14 protein-coding genes and 2 pseudogenes are annotated in these 22,919 nt (G+C 66.8%); 7 read left to right on the top strand and 9 right to left on the bottom strand.

Going from position 1 to position 22,919, the window contains the following annotated elements; translation table 11 throughout:
- Nucleotides 1–961 precede the first annotated feature (961 nt).
- Nucleotides 962–2,083 (top strand): PheS-related mystery ligase SrmL, encoded by a 1,122-nt coding sequence (gene srmL / locus ACZ6CZ_RS36040; RefSeq protein WP_469029961.1) that lies wholly within the window; start codon nt 962–964, stop codon nt 2,081–2,083.
- Nucleotides 2,084–2,257: 174 nt separating this feature from the next.
- On the opposite strand, the gene ACZ6CZ_RS36035 is transcribed toward srmL, so the two are convergent.
- The 4 genes from ACZ6CZ_RS36035 to lanKC form a co-directional block, all read right to left on the bottom strand.
- Nucleotides 2,258–2,641 carry a DUF6009 family protein gene (locus tag ACZ6CZ_RS36035; protein ID WP_469029959.1) on the bottom strand — a complete coding sequence of 128 codons (384 nt, stop codon included), beginning with the start codon at nt 2,639–2,641 and terminating at the stop codon, nt 2,258–2,260.
- A gap of 190 nt (nt 2,642–2,831) precedes the next feature.
- A complete protein-coding gene (locus ACZ6CZ_RS36030) occupies nt 2,832–4,361 on the bottom strand; it encodes a DNA primase family protein (RefSeq protein ID WP_469029956.1) in 1,530 nt (509 codons plus the stop codon).
- The gene (locus ACZ6CZ_RS36025; RefSeq protein ID WP_469029954.1) at nt 4,358–5,395 is read right to left on the bottom strand and encodes a bifunctional DNA primase/polymerase; all 1,038 of its coding nucleotides are present in this window, start codon (nt 5,393–5,395) and stop codon (nt 4,358–4,360) included. The genes ACZ6CZ_RS36030 and ACZ6CZ_RS36025 overlap by 4 nt, the downstream gene beginning before the upstream one ends.
- Before the next feature lie 1,751 nt (nt 5,396–7,146).
- Nucleotides 7,147–9,723 (bottom strand): class III lanthionine synthetase LanKC, encoded by a 2,577-nt coding sequence (gene lanKC / locus ACZ6CZ_RS36020; RefSeq protein WP_469029952.1) that lies wholly within the window; start codon nt 9,721–9,723, stop codon nt 7,147–7,149.
- A gap of 255 nt (nt 9,724–9,978) precedes the next feature.
- Between lanKC and ACZ6CZ_RS36015 the strand changes: the two genes are divergently transcribed.
- Together ACZ6CZ_RS36015 and ACZ6CZ_RS36010 are read left to right on the top strand one after the other, a co-directional pair.
- Nucleotides 9,979–12,288: a helix-turn-helix domain-containing protein gene (locus ACZ6CZ_RS36015; protein ID WP_469029950.1), complete on the top strand. Its 2,310-nt coding sequence runs from the start codon at nt 9,979–9,981 to the stop codon at nt 12,286–12,288.
- A 622-nt stretch (nt 12,289–12,910) separates the two neighbouring features.
- Nucleotides 12,911–13,489: a dihydrofolate reductase family protein gene (locus ACZ6CZ_RS36010; RefSeq protein WP_469029948.1), complete on the top strand. Its 579-nt coding sequence runs from the start codon at nt 12,911–12,913 to the stop codon at nt 13,487–13,489.
- Nucleotides 13,490–14,072: 583 nt separating this feature from the next.
- Here ACZ6CZ_RS36010 and ACZ6CZ_RS36005 read toward each other — a convergent pair.
- A complete protein-coding gene (locus tag ACZ6CZ_RS36005) occupies nt 14,073–14,948 on the bottom strand; it encodes an NAD(P)H-binding protein (protein WP_469029945.1) in 876 nt (291 codons plus the stop codon).
- Between the two features lie 63 nt (nt 14,949–15,011).
- Here ACZ6CZ_RS36005 and ACZ6CZ_RS36000 point away from each other — a divergent pair, with 63 nt between their 5' ends.
- On the top strand, nt 15,012–15,581 hold the full coding sequence (locus ACZ6CZ_RS36000; protein WP_469029943.1) for a TetR/AcrR family transcriptional regulator: 570 nt from the start codon (nt 15,012–15,014) through the stop codon (nt 15,579–15,581).
- On the opposite strand, the gene ACZ6CZ_RS35995 is transcribed toward ACZ6CZ_RS36000, so the two are convergent.
- Nucleotides 15,578–16,534 carry an IS481 family transposase gene (locus tag ACZ6CZ_RS35995; protein ID WP_469029940.1) on the bottom strand — a complete coding sequence of 319 codons (957 nt, stop codon included), beginning with the start codon at nt 16,532–16,534 and terminating at the stop codon, nt 15,578–15,580. The two genes, ACZ6CZ_RS36000 and ACZ6CZ_RS35995, sit on opposite strands and share 4 nt — an antisense overlap.
- Nucleotides 16,535–17,620: 1,086 nt before the next feature.
- On the opposite strand from ACZ6CZ_RS35995, the gene ACZ6CZ_RS35990 reads away from it, so the two are divergent.
- From ACZ6CZ_RS35990 to ACZ6CZ_RS35980, 3 genes and pseudogenes are all read left to right on the top strand, one after another.
- The gene (locus ACZ6CZ_RS35990; RefSeq protein WP_469029937.1) at nt 17,621–18,880 is read left to right on the top strand and encodes a ParA family protein; all 1,260 of its coding nucleotides are present in this window, start codon (nt 17,621–17,623) and stop codon (nt 18,878–18,880) included.
- Nucleotides 18,877–20,007: a ParB/RepB/Spo0J family partition protein gene (locus ACZ6CZ_RS35985; RefSeq protein ID WP_469029934.1), complete on the top strand. Its 1,131-nt coding sequence runs from the start codon at nt 18,877–18,879 to the stop codon at nt 20,005–20,007. The genes ACZ6CZ_RS35990 and ACZ6CZ_RS35985 overlap by 4 nt, the downstream gene beginning before the upstream one ends.
- A 250-nt stretch (nt 20,008–20,257) precedes the next feature.
- Nucleotides 20,258–20,744 (top strand): annotated as a pseudogene (locus ACZ6CZ_RS35980) (transposase family protein); the annotation flags it as partial.
- Between the two features lie 24 nt (nt 20,745–20,768).
- Here the strand turns inward: ACZ6CZ_RS35980 and ACZ6CZ_RS35975 are convergent.
- From ACZ6CZ_RS35975 to ACZ6CZ_RS35965, 3 genes and pseudogenes are all read right to left on the bottom strand, one after another.
- On the bottom strand, nt 20,769–21,554 hold the full coding sequence (locus ACZ6CZ_RS35975) for a hypothetical protein (protein ID WP_469029964.1): 786 nt from the start codon (nt 21,552–21,554) through the stop codon (nt 20,769–20,771).
- Nucleotides 21,551–22,294, bottom strand: a complete 744-nt coding sequence (locus tag ACZ6CZ_RS35970) for an iron-containing redox enzyme family protein (protein WP_469029931.1) — start codon at nt 22,292–22,294, stop codon at nt 21,551–21,553. Before ACZ6CZ_RS35970 ends, ACZ6CZ_RS35975 begins: the two co-directional genes overlap by 4 nt.
- Before the next feature lie 439 nt (nt 22,295–22,733).
- Nucleotides 22,734–22,919: pseudogene (locus tag ACZ6CZ_RS35965) on the bottom strand (IS630 family transposase); the annotation flags it as partial.

Here is a 22,919-nt window from a genome sequence, read left to right as displayed (position 1 = left end):
CAGCCCGCCCCCTTGCGCATACCTCATGCCACCGGCGTACCGCAGGGATCATGAACCGTCAGCCCTGCCGACACCACGCTTTGAAGGTCAGTAGGTGTCCGTCAAAGGCGCTGTAGAGCGTCTGCGGGGCCCGCTTCCAGCGAGGAGGGGCAGCAGCCGGCGTATGGGACAAGACCCAGCAGATGGCGGCGCAGTCGGCCCGACGGTCCTGGGCCAGCTCTCACGGCAGCGTCGGGCACACCTGTCGGCCCGTCGCAGACGAGCATGGGGACTTCCTGAGCCTGAACATCAGGGGCCTGGACCCGGCCGACCACCACGCGCGTTGGTGAGAGCGAAGGGCGCCCAGGCCAAGACCCGCCGACCAGGGTCGGGAGGACTGTGGCTGAGGGCGTCAGCAGGGCACCGGCACCACCCGACCGTTGACCGGGCTGTTCAAGGGCCGCAGTCGTGGCCAGGGTGTTCGTCACCCTTCGCCGCCCGGGGCCCGGCAAGGTGGTCAGTGGCCGCGACGAGTGGCCGGACACCGAACTGGCCCACCTCTCGTACGGCCAGGCGCGGGCCCTGCTGGACGAGCACACCTGGCCCACCTCGGGGAACAGGGCGCTCCCTGTTGCTGATGGCGAAGTCCCGGTACGTAGCCGGAGAACGTCCGCCGCTCCTTCCAGCCATCCCTAGTCGATGTACGGGGTCAGCACTTGCTGGCGCCCGGTGACGTCCGCCGGTGACTCGGTGCCTGCCCAGGAAAACAGCAGGGCGACGCGTCGTCGGCAGCTATAGTCATGGTGTGGCCGTCGTAGCGATCATTCGCCAATTTACCGGCCCCCTGGCCTCCGAAGGGTGCCGCAGGGGTCCGACTTCGCCACGTCTCCAGAGCTGAGCCGGGCTGACCCCGTCGAGCGGTCAGACCCAGGGGCTGGGGGGTGTAGGGAACCCCGCCACTGCTTCTGGCCAGGAGGCCGACATGCCCGCTCACCTTTCCGCCGAACACCTTGCCCGTGACCTGTCCATCCAGGACCTCAGCGACCCCGCCACCGGACCCCATGCCCTGCAACTCGTCCTGGGCCATGCCGTGGACGCGCTGGCCAACCACTGGGGCTGCCAGGTCCGCTGGTGGCGCGGCGAGCGCATCGTCACCGTGGAAGACAACTACGACAACCTTGGCTACCGACCCGACGACATCACCCGCGACACCCGCTACACCCGCTACATCGATGACCAGCTCATGCTGCGCAGCCATTCCAGCGCGCTGGTCCCGGCCGCACTGCGGGCCCTGGCCGCGGACCCGGCCGACGACGTGCTCCTGGTCTGCCCCGGACTGGTCTACCGGCGCGACAGCATCGACCGACTGCACACCGGAACCCCCCACCAGCTTGACCTGTGGCGCGTCACCCGCCGTCCGGCTCCGATGACCACGGCCGACCTGGACGGGATGGTCACGACCCTCGTTGAAGCACTGCTCCCCCGAGCGAAGCACCGCCACAAGGACCGTGTCCACCCCTACACCCTGTCCGGCCGCCAAGTGGACGTGGACCGCGACGGCGAATGGATCGAGGTCGCGGAATGCGGCCTGGCTCACCCGCAGGTTCTTGAGCGGGCCGGCCTGGACGCCTCGTGGAGTGGCCTCGCGCTCGGCATGGGACTGGACCGGATGCTGATGCTGATCAAGGGCGTCCCGGACATCCGCATCCTGCGCTCGGCCGAACCGTCCGTGGCCACCCAGATGACCGATCTGGCCCCCTACCGGCCCGTGTCCCCCATGCCCGCGATCCGCCGGGACCTTTCCGTCGCGATCGACCGCGACGACCTGGCCGAAGATCTCGGAGATCGGGTTCGCGACGCCCTTGGCACCGAGGCCGACTGCGTGGAGACGATCGAGATCCTCACCCAGACGCCGTGCGCGGACCTCCCGCCCCAAGCCCTGGAGCGTCTCGGCGCCCGCTCGGACCAGAAGAACGTCCTGCTCAAGGTGGTTTTGCGACACTTGGACCGCACCCTCACCGACCACGACGCCAACCTGCTGCGTGACCGTATCTACGCCGCGGTCCATCAGGGCAGTACCCATCAATGGGCAACGATCAACTGATGACCGCTGTACGAGCCGGCGCCGCTTCGACGGAGAGAGGTGCCGGCCCCTCACAGCGGATGACTCATCCCCGGGCATCTCCGACTCGACCCACGGCGGTGGAGACCGCCAATCGCATCCGGACCCCACCCTGTGACTATCGCGGCGAACAGCGTCTTGACCGGCACGCGTCGGTCATGGCCTGGCTGACGCTATGGCCTCGGTGCGTCCCTGTGAACGGTTCGTCTTCGCGCCCGGGCTTTTCGGCTTGATGGTGCGTGGGTCGACGGCTTCTCCCGGAGCGCCGGTGGCGTACGGGCCCTGAGGCTGGGTGTCACGGTCGTGTGGGAGGAGGAAGAACACGCGTCTGCGGTACAGGCCGCTGTCCGGGTCGGGTGTTGCTTCGTCGTCCAGAACGGCGTAGCCGATCATGCGGCCGTCACGGGCGTAGCGGGGCTTGTTGTTGCGACGGGGTGTTTTGTCGATGGCCTGGCGGACGTAGTCGAGCTGATCGGGGTTTTCCAGCCACACCACGCCCGCTTCGTGGGTGATCTCGCTTGCTTCCAACAGCGAGCTCATGGCTGCGGCCCCTTCTTGGTTGGCTGGCTCCCGGTGCGGGGAGTGGCTGCGTGTGCGTAAGTGGTGTGGGCGGTAGGTCGGGCGGTGGTGCGCGGTGAGAGGATCGCCTGGGGGGCGGCCGGTTCTCCATCGTAGTTCGGTTGCGGGTGCGGGTGTGAAGCACAGCTAGTGGCCGTGTATCCGATGTGGGTCATTCGTCCACCGCTAGTCCGAGGCCGGGGTAGTACTTGCGACCGTTGGATTTGATCATTTCAGAGGGTGAGGTGAGTCCGAGGTCTTGGCGGACGCGGGTGGCGAAGGCGCGGGCGGTGGCGGGGCGGATGCCCTCGCCGGAGGTGCACCAGGCGCTGTATGCGGTGTAGAGCAAGCCTTGTTCGACGCGCAGGTCACTGTCCGGGTCGGTGGTGCGGGTACAGCATTCGGTGAGGAAGCGGCCGATGTGATCCTCGGTGGTGGCGTAGGCACTGGTGGCAAGCCGGACCCGGTCGGGGCCTTCGAGAGGGTCACGAGTAGTGAGATAGCGCCGGGCTCCTTCGATGAGCCATTGCAGGATGCCGGGGCCTTCGTCGCGTACGAGTTCGAAGGCGAGGTTGTCGATGCGACGTTCCGCGGCGACGGTACGGGTGAAGGGCACAAGACGGATGCGACGCCAGAAGGCGAACCCGCCCGTGGAGACTTCAGGGCGGTGGTTGCCCAGGAGCCAAAGGTGGTGAGTGGGGGTGAAGGAGAAGTAGTCCTGCCGCATCCGGCGGGCTTTGATCTTGTCGCCGCCGGTGAGCAGGCGCACTCTGGCTTCGTCGAACTTGTCATTGGGTTTCAGTTCGCTGCACACGACTAGGCGCCGGCCGTGGAGTTCGGTGAGTTCCGTGGAGTGTTCGGCGTAGGCGCCGCGGTCCATGAGAAAGCCGGGTGGGGCGGCGTCTGCGTAGTCACCCAGGATCTGGATCATGGTGTCGAGCAGAACGCTCTTGCCGTTCTTGCCTTCGCCGTGGAGGAAGGGCAGGACCTGGGCGCCGACGTCGCCGGTGATGGAATAGCCGAGCAGCAGGTGCAGGAAGTCGATCATCTCCCGGCCTTCGGCGTCGTCGCCGAAGGTGTCCGTCAGGAAGCGGTCCCAGCGCGGAGTTCCCAGGGGCAGTGGCCCGACGGCGGTCGCCCTGGAGTGGAAGTCGCGTGCCGGGTCGGGTTTGCGCAGGTGTCCGGTGCGCAGATCGACGATGCCGGCCGGGGTGCACAGCGCGTAGGGGTCACCGTCGAGGACATCGGGGTCGACAGAGAGGTCCGGGGATGCTTTGGCTTGGGTGAGCAGGGCCTGCATGCCGGTGGTTGAGAGGGTTTTACGCCGGTGTTGGGCGAGTTCGCGGTTGCTGTAGATGCCGTCGGGGTCAGTGGTGGCCAGGTTCTCGGCCATTTCGCCGGCTGCCCACAGAGCGGCCTTTTCGCCACCGGTGCGCTTCCAGCGGTAGCCGTCCCAGGTGAACCAACCGAGACCTTCTGCGTGCCGGAATTCGTCGCGGTACATGCGAATGAAGAGCTTGGCGTTACCGCGGTCGGACAAGTGCGGAGGCAAGAGACCTGCGGGGCGAGTGGCGGGCACGGTGGTAGCTGGCTGGACCTGGGCCGGAAGCAGGGTGGTGGCCTGCTTCGAGGCGGCCGCTTCGAGGTCGAGCATCTGCTGAGCGGCTGCCTGTGCGCTGAAAGGCGTGTCGGCGCTGCTCATGAACGTCCTTCGAGGTGAAACGGGCGGGCGGCTCCTGCTGCAAGTCCGCTGTCGATGATTCTCTCGTTCCGCATCTGCTGGGCGGGGCGGGCGATCCGGGCTGCCTGCAGCAGTTGCTCGCGCACTGCTGCCTGCTCCAAGTACCCGGATGCGGCAAGGCCTCCGGCAGTGTAGGCGGCCCGGTTCAGCTTATCCGTGAAACCGGTGCCTTCAGGCGCCTCCGCGCAGCCGGCTACCGCATCGAGCAAGGGATCCAGGACCCTCTGGGCAACTGCAGGACTGCGTCGGCTTCGCGCTCGCGGTACGGAGAGTACTCGCGTTCTGGGAGCTGGAGGTCGGATGACGTGGCCGGTCCGCTCGAGTTCGTTCTTGAGCCAGTCCGGAAGCGGAGCCGGGATGCGGGTATCCCCCACTGCCTGGTACACGCCGTCGGTGGTACGGGTGCCCGGAGCGATGATGTAGCCGCCGTGGGCCCGCACGTCGACCTGCCACGCCAGCGCTGTCTTGAGGCTGGAGCCCGTGGAACAGCGCATCCGTTGCTCGGGATGCGGGTTGCGATACCAGATGTGCAGACCACCGGACGGGGTGCGTACGCGCAAGGTCCCTTCATCGAGTGCTGGGTCGGGCTGCTTGCGGTAAGCAGCAAGGAGAGCGAGGGTGTCGAACCCGGAGGCCAGGCCGTTCAGGTTGACGGCTTCGGGGATGAGGATGCCTGGCAGGAGACGGGATCGGTCCGGGACCGGGGCGGAGTGGGCGTCCACATCGATGACGACCAGGTTCGCCGGGCCGCATGCGATGCCTACGCCTGCTGTCGGCTGGGCTCCCCACCAGGCATCGATGCGTTCGGGATCGGTAGTCCCGGCGTGGAATCCGTGACATGGTCTGCCGATCGCCAGACAGGGACAGGTCTTCGGATCGTGCTTTCGGTCCCTGCATTCAGCGCAGTTGGCAGCCGGGGTCTTGCGGCCTGGTGCCAGAGGGTGGACCGGCCAGCCTTGTCCTGCGCACCAGCGAGCCGTGGCGTGAGGCTGCACAGTCCTGCTCAGAGCGGGTGTGCGGATCTCTCCATGGCGCGGCACTGGTCAGTCCTTGTCAGGGGTCGTCTCTCATCTTCAAGTCCTGCGGTTAAACCTGAGGTCAGCCGAGTCGTGCTGTGCCGTCAGGGACCGAAGGGACTGTACTTCGGGAAGAGAGTGTAGGGGCTTGACCGGGGTGTGCGAAGGAGCCCCTGCGGCGCGCCGCAACTATTGAGTGTTCAGTCCCTTGAGTCCCTGCCCTCCGCGTCGGTAGGAGGGTTCGCCCTCATTCCGCGTTCCTTACCAGAGACAGGAAGCAACTGGGCAAGGGCGCGCGGGTCGGTCTTGCGGCGCTACGGCCTACAGAGGTCGAGCCCCGACAGGGGCTGTGCCGGACGCCTCAGGGGCTGACCCCGCTTCAGTCCCTGTTCCCAAAACCGCAGGTCAGAGGGGCTTTCAGTCCAGGATGAGGGACCAAAGGGACTGAACTTCCTAATTATGAGCTGTACACGTATCTACTCTTGGTACGCGCGGGCGCGCACATGAAGCAGTTCTTCTGGCGGCGTTATATATAGGAGGTCTCAGTCCCTTCAGTCCCTTTCCTGGGGTGAAAGTGCCTCTTGACCTGCGAGAATGCATTGAGGGACTGACAGGACCTCAGCCCCTTGGCCGGACCCTCCCTAGCCCTCGGTCCCTTCGTGCGACGATGGCGGCCTCCCCAGTCCCGGCAGGCAGGTCTACGCTTCCTCCAGATCCGGTCGGCCAGGCAAGGTGGGCAGTCGACGTGGACCTTGCCGTCAGTTGTCAGTTCCGCGTCATCGGACAGCTGGGCTTTGGGAGACGGGCATTGTTGCGCGGGCAGTTCGTGACCTGCACGCTCAACTCGTTGCGACTGATCTCTGTGGTGCTGTTCATCCACATGGCCATGTGGCAGACCATGAAGGGGCGAACGTGCAGGTCTGTTCGTGGCCATGGTGATCGCGGACGCACGGAGCACTCAGGGGCTTTTTTCGTGAGTGTCGGCCTCGTCCACCGCACCTGCCAGTCACAGGACTGGGATCTGCATCCGCTCGGCGCCTCGGGGCGGGACGGGCGTAGCCGGCCGTGGCACCGCCCAGTGGGCGGTGCCACGGCCGGCTACGGCGCGCTTTTGGGTCTGGGTGGGGTCAGAGCGGGAGGGACGCGTCTCTGGAGAGGTCGGGACAGTGACACTCCTGCGGGACGGCCCCGGCTAGGTTGGATCGTTGACCGCCCGTGGCGCACAGGCTCGTGTCCGTGCAGACCCCGCCAGACGTGTCCGTCCACCGAGTCGCCGACGACACGGCCGAGGTACGGCGCGTGGCAGGGGTATCCGCAACCGGTTGCGGATGAAGACCATCGACAGCACCTGCGACTCCGCGTCCCGAGCGGAAAACGCCGGGTGGGGGCGGGCCAACGCCCGTCCCCACCCGGTTCACCTTCGTTTTCAGTCGGTCAGACCAGCTCCGATACCGACGTGACCATCGCTTACTTGATGTCGGTGTGGCAGAACCAGATGGTGCTGCTCTGACCGATGGCTCCGTCGAGTTCCTCCGAGTCGGTCTGAGGCGTGAGCACCTGGAGGTCGAGGATCGCGTTCATGAGGTTCTCCTTGGAATTCTGCGGATGTGTACAGGGAATCGAGGCCGTCCGGGACGGCTCGGTGGCACAGGGCTATGGCCACTTGCCCCGGGCCGGTGGGCACCGTTTTCGCCGGTTCGTCTCGTCGGCGTTCCGCGTGTTACGCACGGTCATGACCGGTCCTGTCCCTGGCGGGGGCTGCAGATGAGGGGGAGCACGGGCAGTCGGCCGGCGACCGTTCGCAGCGCGTGGAGTATGCCTGCCGTACCGGTGGCCAGGTCCATGGAGAGGCGCATGTTCTGGGCGCCGAAGGTGGCGACGCCATCCCCATAGGGCATCGCGTGCCAGGCGAGATCGCGCACGTGGCCGGTGAGAGCGGCAGCAAGACTTGGATCGTGCTCGGCGGCCCCGTTGTGGGCCAAGCCGGCGGCGAGACCGGCCCGGCCGGCGATGAGACCGCCGTGGACGGTAAACTCCAGGTTGAGGGCGGATTGCAGAGCGTCCAGAGTGTCGGTGAGTGCTTCTTCCCGGCGGTAGCGCAGGTAGGCGGCCAGGGCAACGGCGATGCCCGCACTGCCTGCCGCAAGGGTGGGCATCGCCCGGGGAGCGTTGCTTGGGGCGGATGCCGTGGCGGCACCGGGAAAGTGCTCCAGATCGAGGTGGAGGGCCCGGCGTGACAGGTCCAGGTACCGGCATTCGCCGGTGTCCTCGTAAAGGCTGAGGAAGAACAAGGCGGGTCCACTCCAGCCGCGCATGAGTCCAACCCGGCCGGTTGGGGCCCGCGTTGCCCCGGACAGCCGTGCGGCCAGGCACTCACCGGCCTCCAGGGCGTACTTGTTCAGGTGTGGCATGTCCAGGGCTCGTGCGAGGTGGCGCAGGTTGAGTCCGATGCCGGCCAGCCCCTCGTGCAGGCCGGAGGGAGTCGCATCGGTGGTGAGGCTGACAGCACGGTGCAGCAACTCGAGGGCCTGGTCCTGGCGCCCCAGGAGACTCAGGGTGTAGGCGGCGCCGTGCAGGCCGTCATACAGGCCCGGGCGGGGTTGCTCAGCACGCTGGGCTGCTTGCCACAGCCACTCGTGGTGTTCGGGATCGGTCTCGTACCCGGTGACGGTCAGTGCGTACAGGACGCCCGCGGCACCGTGGGCAAGGGTGTAGCCGCCGTCATGCAGGGCGGTGGGCTCACCGGGGAAGAGCCGGTCGATGCGTTCGGGGGTGGCGCTGGCCCGGATGGCCGCGACCAGAGCCTGTTCCAGCTCGCTGGCGGACGCCGAGTCAGAATCTCCTGCGGCGGCCGCGAACAGGTCAGCCACCTTCCGGTCTGCGCGGGCTGTCATACCGGGAGGGGTCAGTGCGCACCGTACGCGCTCGGTGAACTCAGCTGGAAGGGGGAAGAGTTCAGCCGCAGCATCGAGGAGCTGACCGGCCCGGGCCGGGTCGAGGTCTAGGGTCGTGGTCAGCGGCAGGAACAGTGCAAGTCGCAGACTGTCCAGTGCATAGTGGTCGCGGTCAAAACCGGTGGCATGTGCGGCGACGAAGCCGGGGGTGGCGATGCTGGGATCAGGGTCCTCTGTACCGGGCCGGTAAGCGATCTCGAAGTCGATGAGCGCAACGCGTCCGTCGGGACGGATCATCACGTTGCTGGGGCTCAGGTCACCGAAGACGGTTCCGGTGGCGTGGATGTCTTCCACTATGCGTTCGAGCTGGTGGAGAATGTCCAGTGCGGTATCCGTGTACTCCTGGCGCTGCCTCACGCTGCGGCCCGGCATGGTCAGTGGACTGGCAGTGGCCATGAACTGCTGAAGCGTCTGACCCTCGATGTACTCCTGCACCAGGAAGTGATGCTCCCAGGCGGTGAACGTGCCCAGCAGCGCGGGGACGCAGTCCAGCTCGGTGAGACGGCACAACGTCTCGGCTTCCCTGTGCAGCCGGGTCACCGCGTCGTCGCCCGCGCCGTCCAGACCTGCCAGAGGGCGGGCCTCACGTAGTACTACCCGCTCCCCCGTCGCATTGTCGGTGGCCAGGTAGATGCCGCCGCCGTTGGAGTAGTGCAAAGCCTTCTCCACCGCGTAGGGGAAGGCGGGTCCGTCCTCCGCCGCACGGCCGGCAGCCATCTGCTCGGCGATGAACCCGGGTACTGGGGCCCAGTCAGGTGTCCGGAAGACCGGCGTGCGCTCGTCCGGGACCAGTACCCCGTCTGGCCGGGCGATGGCCGCTGTGCGCTCTCCGCTTTCGGACAGGCACTCGCGGTGGGCGAAGCCTCCGTAGCGCAGGTGGAGCGGTCCATGCCGCCACCTCAGGTCACTGAGGATGTACGGACCTCGGTAGGCGCTGAGGACGGGTTCGAGTTCGTCCAGGACGCCCTTCAGATCGGCATCATCGACCGGGTAGAGCGTAATGAGCTTGCCGCTGCTGCCGCGGGGTGCGTACTTGCCGTTCGTGAACTGGTGGGCTCGTGCGTGCGGCAGGAATTTGAAGGTCAGGGAACGGGCCAGACAGTAGTCCCACACCGTGTCGATGATCTTTGCCGCGTCGGGCGCGGTGGCCGATACATGCACTTTCCAGCCCTGTTCGGGGAGCCGGGCGTCCTCGGGGCTCAGGTACACCCAGTTGGTGGACTCGACGCGGCGCCAGCCGGCCGGCGCAGGGCGCCCGGCGGCCGGGAACGGCGTGTCGACCCGGTTTTTGCGCGGGTGATCGTAGAACGGGACCCCCGCTCGGCAGTAGGCAAGATGGTTGGCTCTCTCCACAAGTTTCTCTCCTTCATCAACCGCACGGACGTCGTGAGATGGACTGCTCGCCCGATCGGACGGCCCCGAACGGCGGATCACCACGATCAGCGCTATGGGGTGCCCGCCGTCCGGCAGGGCCGTTCTCCCGTGCAGAACGAGTTGATCAGTCAGGCCTCCATCGGCACCAGGCAGTTCCCCCGGCGGAAATACCGACCGCCATACTTCTGCCGGAAGATCGTTTTGAGAGATCAGGCTGAATAGAAGGAGTGCGGTATGGATACAGAAGATGCCAAAGCGGTCGACGAGGGCTTCGGACCGCTGCTGGTCGCCCTACGCACGCGTGCCGGAATGAGTCAGGAGAGGCTGTCGCACGCTGCGGGGGTCAGCGTGCGCGCGCTGGCGGATCTGGAGCGCGGCCGCTCCCGGGGACCGCAGCGGCGTACCGTGCAGGCCTTGGCCACCGGCTTGGGCCTGGACGAGGCGTCCGCCGCCGAGTTGGAGCGAGCTGCCAGTCTGGGCCGGCCCCGTCCGCGACCGGATACCGGGGCGCGAGGCCGCAGTTCCCTCGCTCTGCCCCGTGACATCAGCGACTTCGTCGCACGCGGGCCGGCCTTGACCCGATTACTTGGCCTGGTGCGGGAGACCGCCCCTGCCTGCTCTCCGGTCAGCGTGGTATCGGGGCAGCCGGGGCTGGGCAAGACCGCCTTCGCGGTGCACGCCGCCTACCGCCTGACGCCGCACTTCCCTGACGGGCAGCTCTCCCTCGACCTGCACGGTATGGACCCCGAGCCGACCACCCCGCGCGACGCCCTTGGACGCTTGCTGCGGGCGCTCGGCGTGGCCGAGCACGCGATCCCGGGCTCGGCCGAGGAACGGTCGGGACTCCTGCGTTCCGTATTGCGCGACCGGCGCTTGCTGCTCGTGCTGGACAACGCGGCAAGCGAGGACCAAGTCCGCCCCCTGCTGCCGGGCGCCGGCCACTGTCTGACGATCATCACCAGCCGTCACGCCCTGGCCGGTCTGGAAGCAGTCCACCGGACCGATCTCGCGCTGTTGCGCCGGGAGGAGGCGGTCGAGCTGCTGAGCCGCATCGTCGGCGCGGATCGGGTCCGGGAGGAGCCACAGGCAGCCCGCGATGTTGCTGGACTGTGCGGCTTCCTGCCCCTGGCCGTACGGATCGCCGGTCAGCGTCTGGCTGGTCGGCCACACGAGCGCATCGGCAAGCTCGCCGCGCAGCTGCGCCAGGAAGGACGGCGTCTGGACACACTGCAGGTCGGTGATCTTCAGGTGCGAGCGGCCTTCGCCCTGTCGTATCAACAGCTGTCCCCGGAAGCCAGAACCGTGCTGCGCTGCGCCTCCCTGGCTGCGGGAGACGACTTCAGCCCCGAGAGCGCTGCGTTGCTGGCCGACCTGCCGGTCGGCCGGGTGGCCCGGTACACCGATGAACTGGCGGATGCAGGCCTGCTGCAATCAGACGCCACAGCCGAGCGTTACCACTTCCACGACCTCGTCAGGCTCTTCGCCACCGAGCAGCTGGCCGCTGAGGACGGTACTGCGGTGTCCCAGGCCGCACTGGAGCGCACGGCGCAGTGGATGCTCCGCCGGGCCACCGCCGCGGCCCTGCGGTTCGACGCCGACCACGACCAGGACACCCCGTACGACGATCCCGACCCCGCAGATGCACCCGCTGACCGTGACGAGGCCCGTACGTGGCTGGAAGCCGAGCGGGCCCAGTGGCTCGCGGCGCTGCGTCATGCGCAGGACGCGGGTCGTCACCAGCAGGTCATCGACACGGCCCGGGCAATGCACTGGTTCTCCGACCTCAACCAGCACTGGGAGCTCTGGGTGGAGGTTTTCAGGCGCGGAGTCGATGCGGCCCGCGCGTTGGGCAGTCGGCACGAGGAAGCCGTCCAGCTGAATTTCCTGGCGTGGTCGTACAACAACTGCGTCCACGAGCCACAGGCTGCGCTCGCCGCTGCCGACGCCGCCCTGGCAGTGGCACGTGAGACTGGCGACCGGCTTCAGACGGGCTGGGCGCTCGGGTACGGGGCCTCGGCGCTGCGTCGCATCGGTCGCGTGGAGGAATCCATAGCCCGCTTGCGCGACTCCGTCGCCTGTCTCGCTGACGAAACCTCCGCACAGGGCCGCCTGGCCGAACTGTCAGCCCTGAACCTGCTGGGCAGTCATCTGCGCCAGTCGGACTGCGCCGAGGAAGCCCTGGCCATCCACCGGCGCAGCGAGGCCATCTGTCAGGCGGAGAATGCCGGGGCGCCTGCCGAACTGATTACCATGTACCTCGCGGCGGCTCGTCAGCACATCGGCAACGATCTCGCGGCGCTGGGACGGTGGGCAGAGGCTGAAGTGCCCCTCCAGCAGGCCCTGGCCACCTTCGAGGCCGTGAACCTGGCCACCTGGGCCGAACCCACCCGCCTCGACCTCGGCATCGTGCTGTGCCGGCTGGCCCGTTACGACGAGGCTCGTCGGACCCTGTTTGTCGCCCGCGACGCGCTGCGTGAGTTGAAGAGTCCACGGTACGAGGAAGCCGCCGCCGAATTGCTCGGACTTGACGGGCGGGTGCGGTAGAGCCGATCACTCCCCGTCGTGCACCTCGGATCTCGATGCCATCGGTTTCGCCAGCGGCGGGCGGAGAATTGCCGTTGGCGGCGGGGCCCGGTCCCGGCGGGGCGCTGGTGAGTAGCTGCTACTCAGGCCGGGCCTGCGGTCAGAGGCCAGCATGAGGGCATGGCATTGCAAGTTCCTTTGGCAACGTACGACGGGCCGGTCGCCTTCCGCGGCGTTCTATGCGATCTTGCGAGCGCCACCAGCGCCTTCCGCGACGACGACCATCATCATGCGTAGGCCCCGCGCCCTGCTCGGCTTCCCGCACGATGCGCTCCACGACAGCGTCGATCGGATCCGCGACACCCTGGACGGGGTGTTTCAACCGAATGCGAGGAAGACTCCCTCGCGTGGTGAGATCGGGTTCCAGGAGACGGGGGCGCTGTTGGAGGTACCCGTCCGCCGCGAGCTGTCCGACCTGGCACCCGGTCTGCTGGGACAGACTGTCAGGCGGCGTACGGCCCTCTGAGCAGCGATATCTTCAGCCGGTCGGAGAATCATCGGACCAGCGTCGATGAAGTCACCCCCGGCTTCCCGAATGACGGGGCAGCATCGACCGAGCGCCTCTGAAGCGAAAGTAGGCCACGTGCGCCAGCTCACTTACTACGTCGGTGTGACCCTCGATGGCTTTATCGCTGGTCCTGGGGGCCAGTTCGACTTCTTCCCCTTCGAGGGGGACCTTGCCGCCGCCTTGGTCGCCGAGTACCCCGAGACCATCCCGGCCCATGGACGCGGCCCGCTAGGCCTGGACGGAGTGGCCAACAAGCGCTTCGACACGGTCCTGATGGGCCGCGCCACCTACGAACCCGGCCTCGTCGCCGGTGTATCGAGCCCTTACCCGCACCTCACTCAGTACGTCTTCTCCCGCACCCTGGACCAGCTCGATCCCGCCGTGGAAATTGTCTTCGGGGACCCGGTGACCTTCGTCCGCGGTCTCAAGCAGCAGGACGGCGCCGGCATCTGGCTCTGCGGTGGCGCCGACCTTGCCGGGCAGCTCATAGGGGAGATCGATGAACTCGTCCTCAAGCGCTACCCCGTGGTCGCCGGCTCGGGCATCCCGCTCTTCAAGGCTCCCTTCGTACCGCAAGTGCTGACCCTGACCGGTTCTCGCGTATTCAACACCGGCGCCACCATCACGACGTACACCAAGAAAAACCGTACGTAGTCTCGCCCACCACCGATGCCCACCTCGACCGTGCCCGCCCTGACGGTGGACGAGCCGGGCAGCCGGATGGAGACCGACCGCTGCTGAGGAAACTCGCCGAGGGCATGTACCGTCCGAATGGACCTGGATGGCCGGGCCGCACGGCTTGGTGCCGGTCCGAGCCTTGTGATGGGGCGGGGTCACCATTTAGCGCCCTGGTCGCCTTCGATTGCCTGTCCGTCGGCGGCGGGCTCATCCGGGCCAGGTGCATGAACGAACGCAACCACAGTGGCTGTCACCGAGTGGCGGCGCGAGTCGGCGCTCCCCGCCGACCTCACCGACTTGGTCGCGGCTGCGCCTGGAGGGGACCCCCGACGCCGTGCCTGCCCGCCTTCCGGAAGGAGGGCACGGCGTGAGACAACCGCCATCCATGGCGCGCACGTCGGGCGCAGACGCGCGTCCTGTCGGTACGCACCACGTCCTGGGCCGCCTGAGCATCCCCCGCCCTGCGTGCTCGCCGATCCGGAGGCGGGACCTGGAGGAGGCAAGGCCCTACGCGTTCCGATCGGGACGTACATCGCGGCCGACGAAGTTGTGAAGCAGCTCAACCCTCTGCGAACGCGGTGGCGTGGTCGGCGGCCCACTGGCGGAATGTTCGGGGCGCGGTCCCGAGGATGTCGGCCACCGCGGTGGTGACGTAGGCGGGCTGTCCTACCGACGCGCTCCAGGCGCCGAGCAGTACCTCGATGGCCGAACTGGGCACCGTGCCTTCCCACAGTTTCCGGAACTCGTCCGGCGTTATCTCCTCGAATGCGATCCGGCGCCCCAGGACGTCACCGATGATCGCCACCTGCGCGGCGTGGGTCAGCGATTCGGGGCCCGTGAGGACGTAATCACCTCCGATGTGTCCGTCCTGGTAGAGCGTCCGCGCCGCCACGGCTGCGATGTCGCGGTCATCGACCGGTGCCGACTCTGCAGCGCTGTAGGGCCACCGGACGACTTCGCCGGCCCGGATCGCGGGCGCCCACCAGAGCGGGGCGTTCGACGCGAACATCCCCGGCCTGATGATCGTCGAATCGAGTCCGGCGGCCGTGATGCGGCACTCGATGTCGGCGTGCAGCGCCGCCATGGGATTGGGCTGCTGGAAGAGGGGGTGCGGCGTCCGATGTGGGGAGGAGAGGAGGACGACCCGCCGCACGTGGGCTGCCAGCCGTTCGACGACCGCCTTCGCGGACTGCGGCGGGGCGGTCCACACGAGGAAGATCGCACCGGCGCCGGTCAATGCCGAATGGAGCGACTCGGGGACGGTGAGGTCGCCGGTGAAGACCTCGACTTTCGTCGGCAGCGCCGCCGCCGCTGGGGAGCGGCGGGTGAGGGCGCGGACCGGTATGCCCGCGTCGAGGAGTTGGTCGATGACGAGGCGGCCGACGCGGCTCGTCGCCCCGGTGACGAGCACGGGAGGAATGTCTGTCTGATGCATGCCGTCCATGAAAGCGTTACCTAGTTAAAAAAGCAACCTGGTTAAAGATGTTACGGTGGTCAAATGAGTGAGCCGACGGGGCTGCGTGCCCGCAAGAAGGAGCGGACGCGCGACGCCATCGGCGACGCGGCCGTCTCGCTGTTCCTGGAGCGCGGCTTCGACTGCGTCTCCGTCAACGACATCGCCGCGGCGGCCGAGGTCTCCAAGCCGACCCTCTTCCGGTACTTCCCCACTAAGGAGGACCTGGTGCTGCACCGGTTTGCCGACCATCAGGGAGAGGCCGCCCGCGTCGTACGTGACCGCGACTCCGGTGTCGAACCGGTGGTCGTGCTGCACCGGCACTTCCGGGCCGGCCTCGATCGGTACGACCCGGTGACCGGCCTCAGCGATCATCCGGAGGTGGTGGCCTTCCATCGACTGGTGTTCACCACACCGAGCCTGGCAGGGCGACTCACGCGGTACCAGGCCGAGGACGAGGAGGCGCTGGCGGAGGTCCTTGGCGACGGTATTGCTCCAGTGACCGGCAGGAACGAGCGCCCAGGTTCGTGGCCGGCGATGCGCTGGCCGACGAAGCGTCGGGGGCTGGTCGGGACTGCAGATGCCTCAGGGGCAGCCCTGTTCAGCGCCGCCTAGATGTATTGACCCGCAGGGTTGTTCACGCGGCTGATCGGTGGCTGGCCGCCGAGTGCGGTGTGGCAGCGGTGGTGGTTGTAGTCGTGCAGGAAGTCTGCCAGGGCGGCGGTGCGTTCGTCGTTGCTGGTGTAGGGCCGCAGGTAGGCCCACTCCTCGAGGAGGGTCCGGTTGAAGCGTTCGACCTTGCCGTTGGTCTGCGGCCGGTAGATGCGTGTGAGCTTTCCGGCCGCGCCGAGGTCGGCGAGCACCTGCCGCCAGGCGAGGCTCTTGCGGTAGGGCCAGGCATTGTCCGTCAGGACGCGTTCGATGCGGAGGATGCCACAGGTGGCGAAGAATGCCGCGGCCCGGGTCAGGAAGGCCGCGCAGGTGGCGGCCTTCTCATCCGGATGGACTTCGCTGTAGGCCAGGCGGCTGTGATCGTCGACGGCGCAGTGGATGTAGTCGAAGCCGGTGGTGCGGCGGCGGTCGGGGCAGGCGGCACGGCCGTGGACCCGCCAGCCTCCGCCGTCGGGGATGCGGCCGAGTTTCTTGACGTCCACGTGGACCAGCTCGCCCGGCCGGTCGCGTTCGTAGCGGCGGATGACCTGGCCGGTGGTCCGGTCGAGGAAGGCCAGGCGGTTCAGGCCGTGTCGGGTCAGGACCCGGTGCACGGTCGAGGCGGGCAGGCCCAGGATCGGGCCGATGCGGGCCGGGCCCAGTTTGCGCTCTTGCCGCAGACGGCAGACCCGGTCCTCCGTCTCTGCCGAAGTCCGGTGCGGCGTGCTGTGGGGCCGGCTGGAACGGTCGTGCAGGCCGGCTTCGCCCTCTGCCCGCCAGCGACGCAGCCATTTGTGGGCCGTGGGCCGCGAGATGCCCATCTCGGCCGCGACATGCGCGACCGGGCGGCCGGAAAGGACACGCTCGATGAGCAGCAGCCTGCCGTGAACGGTCAGCCGGGCATTACGGTGGGACACGAAGACCTCCGTGCGGTGTGTTCCTAGACAGCTCCACCACACCGGAGGTCTTCGCCATGATCAAGCCCGACAGGCGTCAACAACGCTCGTGATCAATGCACCTAGAGCCCTCGCCCGCTCGCGTACGGCCCAGCCGGCTGCACCGGTCTACAGGGCCCTCACTGCCGTGAGAGGTGGGTGGGGGCGCACCCGCAGTAGCCCGGGAACCCGGCGGGACAGATGGCCGCCCCAGGCGGTGATGTTGGAGTGGGCGGTACCGACACATCTGCCGAAGTCGGCGGCGATCTGCGCGAGCGTGTGCGTCGGCGGAGGCGGATGAGGCCGAAGACAGCATGCTGGTGAGGCGGGAACGTGCAGCGAGCCGGGGCCCCCTCACGGAAGGAGGTGGGCATGGTGACCCACTCGACCAGGGCGTGCGGGAGGCCAAGTGCGGCAGGACCGGAAAAGGGCGGGATTCGTGCGAAGCCGAGTTGAGGCGCTCGGCGAGGGGCCACCTCGGTGCCGGTGACAGCCGACTACCATCGGGATACCGAACTGGTACTGGCCCGGCAAATGAGTGGCTGTGCACTGCCCGTTTCTGCCGCGCACCTGGTCGGACTGGCCAACTGCGGATGGTGATGTTCCGTCAACGGCTGGCCTGACGCCGGACGCCAGGGAACCTCGCGCAGTTCGAGGTGCTGTTGGAAGTCGCGTCACTTTCGCTCGGTCGGCTCCCGATATCGCCCGACCGCTCCGCCCGTTCGGCCCGGCGGCGGTTGAGGAAGCCGCGGTAGGCCCGGAGGAGGTCGTCCTGGAAGACGGCGAGGTATGCGAGTCGATCAGCGCCGTACGTACCGCCGAGGCAGAGCCACCGTCCGCATCACCGACCTCGAGCCGCCAAGTCCTGCTCATGCTCACCCGCTGCTGGGCGAAGTTCGGTCCTGACTATTACGGCGTAATAGGGGGCCGTCGTCGTACCACTGCCAGGCGGCCTATTACGGCGTAATAAGGGTCGACCCGTTCCGTAACCCGGTGCTGCCAGCGTCGGGGCTGTCAACTAACGTGTCGATGCTTCCAATGATCTCCCACGTTAGTAAGGTGTCACCCATGAGTTTGCCAACCACCTCCAGCGACCGCGACAAGGTCGTCTCCAAACTGCCGGGATGGCTCCGGCAGAACCTGAAGATCAGAGCCGCTCAGCACGGCACTGAGATCCAGGCCGCCGTCGAGCAGGGCATCCGCGACTGGTGCGGCCTCGCCTCCACGCCCGCGACCGTGGACACCTCAGGCGCCGATTCCTTCTCCACCTTCCTACCACCCGGCCAGTGGGACAACTTCCGTCAAGTGGCCGCCGACCGCCGGGTCTCCCTCATTCAGGGCCTCGCCCAGTCTGTGCAGTTGTGGCTCGACAGCAATCCCGCTCCAGAGGTCGTGCGACCCGAGAACACGCGTCGCATCATCGTCTGCAACCAGAAGGGAGGCGTCGGTAAGACTGCCATCACCGCCGGCCTCGGGGAAGCGCTGGCCGAGGATGCCAACACGCTGCACGCTGTCCGGGTCGCCAAGGCCCTCACCGAGGCTCTCCGGGCACGCGAGGACCATGACGGGGAAGCCCTCGAGAACTCGTTGGATGTCGAGAGCTTGCCCGGCCTCGGTCTGCGGGTCCTGCTGGTCGACTTCGACCCGCAAAGTCACCTCACGAACCAGCTCGGGGCATCACCCCTGCCCATGAGCGGGGACAGCCTCACCAATCACATGGCCGGCGACCCCAAGGGCGATCTGCGGGAACTCATCGTCTCCATTGATGAGGAGACCTTCGGCGGCCGGCTCCACCTTCTGCCTGCCTGCAACGACGCGTTCCTGCTTGACGTCCGCCTGTCCGCCGTGCGGGCCAGAGAGGCTGCACTGGAACGCGCACTCGCTCCGCTCGAGGCTGACTACGACGTCATCCTGGTCGACTGCCCGCCAAGCCTCGGCCTCAGCATGGACGCCGCCGCCTACTACGGGCGTCGCCGGGACGGAGAACGCCCCGGCCAGTCCGGAGCCCTCATCGTCGTACAAGCCGAGGACAGCTCCGCAGATGCCTACGAACTGCTCACCACGCAGATCGACGACCTGCGCAACGACCTCCAGGTCGACATCGATTACCTCGGCCTTGTCGTCAACCTCTACGACTCGCGCCGGGGTTTCATCGCCACCTCCTCCCTGCAAGGGTGGGTCGACATAAAGGATCCTCGGGTGATCGGGCTCATCGGAGACCTCAAGGAACAGAAGGAAGCCGTCCGGATGAAACGGCCCCTGCTGTCCTACGCCCCCAAATCGCAGCAGGCAGTCGGTATGCGCGCACTGGCACGGGAGATCGCATGAGCAAGGCCGACCAGTTGGGAGCCGGCCGTTTCGGCGGGGCAGCGCGGCCCGTCAGTGCACGCCGCCAGGCCGTCGCAGCAGCCACCGGTGTGCCCACTGAAGGGATCGCCCCACCCACTGAGCTTCCCCCGCACCGCATCAGCCTCAACCCGGACAACCCCCGCTCCAGCCTCGGTGACCTCAGCGACCTCGCTGGCAGCCTCAAGACCCACGGCCAGAAGCAAGCGATCACGGTCATGAACCGCGACGCCTACATCAAAGCCAACCCAGGACGGGCGGCCGACCTCGAGCCTGACACCAGTCATGTCGTCATCGACGGCAGCAGCCGTCTCGCCGCGGCGCGTGAGGCACAACTCGCCACCGTCAAGGTTATGGTCAGTGATGACCAGGGAACCAACTCCGAAGAACTCCTCGAATCCGCCCTCGTCGCCAACATTCACCGGCAAGACCTCGGAGAACTCGACGAAGCACGAGCCCTCCAGCGGCTCCTGGCCATCCACGGCAGCCAGACCGCACTGGCGAAGCGGCTCCACCGCTCGCAAGGGTGGGTGTCACAGCGCCTGGCGCTGCTCAAGCTCACACCTGAACTGCAAAGCCGCATCGGCGTGGAACCCATCGACCTGTTGCGTGCTGTGGCCAGCAAGCCAGTAGCTGAACAAGCGTCGGCTCTCGAACTGCTCAAGGGGGAGCGGGCCCGGAAGGAGGAAGAGAAGCACAGGCCGAAGACCGTACGAGAGGAGCAAGAGTCACCCGCTCCTCAGGTCACGAAGTCCGACGACTATTACGCCGTAATAGGAGAAGGGCTCCCGGACATCTCACCTCCGCCATCAGTCATCGAGTCGGCAGGCAGTGGTCAAGAGGCGATGGCACCGCAGCCAGTACCGGAACCGCGCACGGAGACGTCCGCGTCAGCCTCGGAAGACGCCGAGGCCGGCTCCTTGGCCCGCAAGGTGCCCTACGACGAGCCCGGCACACTCGCCATGCTCCTGGACCGCAAGATCACAAGTGATGACGTCTTCTTCGACCTGCTCCGCTTCCTCAGCAGCAGGGGTCTGGAGAGGAACCCTGTACGGCTCGCCGAACTGGTCCGCGACATCGAGAAACAAGCAGCTGCCCAGGTCCGTTGACAATCACATATGGCAGAGGGTCGTATCGCCCGGCCGCCATCGCGTGCTGGCAGGCGACGACTTCAGACAGCACGGCCAGGGCGCGCGGAGCTTTCCGTGGTGCACTGGCCGTGGCTGCTACCCGCTCAACACCTGGTGCTGCCGACTGACCCCTTACACGCATTGGTGCGTGCCAGCGGATGAGGTGTCGTGCCTGGCTGGTGGCATGATCCGGCTGTGGCGATCATGGTCAACCGGATGGTGCTGACGTATCCAGGTCCGCCAGCCACCGGCCGGCCGTGGTGGCCGGTGCGCGTTCGTTTCCGGGAAGAAGAAGCAGAACACGATGAAGGCCACCGTCGTCGCCGACCGGTGGGGGCCGCACGTTATGGGCCGATGCCCTGCTGCCCGGACGGATGCACGACGCCACGGCCGCCCGCACCGAGGGCATCGCCGTCTGCTTTCAGCACCTCCCTGGTGCCGACGTTCTTCTGGACGACGGCTACCTTGGCCTGAGCCGCGACCACCGCGGCAAGTGATCACACAGCTCCAGGAAACCGCGTTCTGAAGTACTGTCCGGCAGAGTTGACCAGTGGGAACGCGACTGTCACCGGCACTCATCCGACCACATCACCGTCGAACACGCCCTCGCCGACCACAGACGCTGGAAGCAACTGATCCGTTGGGCCCACCGCCGTGACCGCCTGCCCGACGCCTACCGCGCCATCGGCGACCTCGGCTCCGACCCCGACACCACCGCCTGCAAACAGGCCATGAACAGGTCAAACACCCCTCTCCTGTGTTCCTGCGGCTACCACCGTCTCGGGAAGCTCTGCCATAACTTCCGCGGAATCGTTGATCCGGAAGACGATGCGCTGATGGAGTTGGTGGACGAGGTCTTCATGTTCGTCGTTCATGTCGCCGAGTTGGCGGGAAACGACACATATATGATCCTGATAATGAGTGGAATAGTGTTCAGTGTCCGGACATACCGTGAATCCAAAGCGCTGCTGGAGACGGTGTTGTCCGTCGTCCATGCCACAGATGCCGACCATGCCAGCCGCACCCAGTGCTCGCGCAGTCGCTATGGCAGCTGCATTCATCAAGATGCCCAGACCGGCCCCGCGCGCATCTTCGGCGACCACGAGCCTGCTGTGTTCGAAGGCGGCATATTCGGCTATCTCATGGGTGGCCAGAAGCGCGATGAACCGGTCGTCTCCCAAAAGATCCCTAGTTTGGAAGTGACCGGTCAGGGCCGGGGGGGCCAAACGGATGTAACCGCTTGGCGGCACGGACGGCTCGAGGTGGACTGTGAGGTGGTAGGCGCCGTGATCGAGCATGTGGGTATCGACGAGGCGGCCATCCGGGGCGCGGAACTCCGGGCGACGCCCTGCGGCGTACAGGATCTCGGCGCGGAAGGCGCGCAAATCCTGCAATATCGTGGTGGTGTCACACACGTTGAGCGGAAGTCGGCGTATTCGCAGGTACAGCCCTCGCCATCCGACGGAGATATCCCGGAACGGGATGACGGTTGGCGAAGACATACTGCTGCGGGCAGGCGATGTCATGCGGAAACCGGCGCCATGTTCAAGTCGGCTTGCGCCAGCCGCAGACACTCGGCCATGAACGCCGCATAGCAGGCCAGTGCGGTCGAGCCAGCCTCGGTCATCACCGTCAGTGCCTGGGGCGATTTGAGCAACACCTCCTGCAGCTGACGGCGGTTGAAGGCGGTGTGCCCGGCATCAAGTTCAACGTGCTCGGCCAGGAAGCTGTAGAAGCGCGGGTCGCTTCCGAACGCACGCTCACAGTTGGTCAACAGAAGTGGGCCCATGGTGACCGACAGCTGCTCGATCTCGTATTCGATGGCCAGTTGAGCTTGCGGAGTCGGCCCAGCGATTACGTGCTCATGCAGCTCGATGTAGGCATGGGTGCTACCCAACGGCGGCTCCGCAAGAAGAGCGTCGACGTCCACTACGGCAGCGGACTGCTTGTTGAGGCGAGCCGCGATGGCGCGCGCGTCATCGACCATCATCCGGTCGTGACCGGCCTCGGCACGGGAGTGAGCCTTGAGTGCTTTGCCGAGAACCTGGTCGCCGAGCTGCACACACCGCTCCCCGGCGCCCGCGATCCAGGACTCTACTGGGGCGGTCATTGCCACCCCATGCACGCTGTAGCGCAGCAGCCAGCGAGCGAACAGGCGTTCATCACACGACGGAGACGTCAGTAACCCCACCGCTCCATCGGCCGCGAACGTTTCTCTGTGACCGGCAAGCTCTGCCTCGTACCGCTCGAAGATATCAGCACTCATCCTGTATCCAATGCACGTTAAACCGCTTCCCTGCGGGAGAGAGGTTGCTTTTGGAACAATGACTGAGGCATGCGCACCCAGTCCGACGCCCCGCGGTCGCCCACCGGGTGGAATGGAGGACAGCAGGTGAGTCGGCGTTTACACTCCGTTCTGCTCATGGCTCAGACATATGTTCAGATGTTCGTTGCTGCCGCCATCACAGGGGAACGGTAATTGCTACTCATTTGAGGAGGCCGCGCGACTTCGGGCTGCGGACGTCAAGTGGTTCGGGCAGGGCGCGTGACCTGGTCGGAGCGGACGTAGCCGACCATCTAGAGAGCCAGGTCGCGCAGGACTCGGCCCTCTGGGCGACCCGCTCGCGATGCTGCCGAACCTTGACCACCTCACTCGCCGCCCGGGCTCCTTGACTACACCTACTGACCTTGAATGCGTGATGTCGTCATGGTGGCTGGTGCCGGAGGCCGGTGCCGGTGAGGCAGTCGTCGAGGACGTCGGGGCGGTACTGGAGCTGGCGTAAGCCGCGTCGGACGGCGGTGATCAGGTCGTCGGGGTCGGCGAAGGCGCGGTTGGCTGTGGTGGTGCGTCGCAGGACGGACCAGATGCCTTCGACCGGGTTGAGGTCAGG

This window comes from Streptomyces sp. NPDC041135, assembly GCF_055592085.1.
Note: the sequence above shows the minus strand (reverse complement) of the source record. Positions and strands in the feature narration are given on the sequence as shown.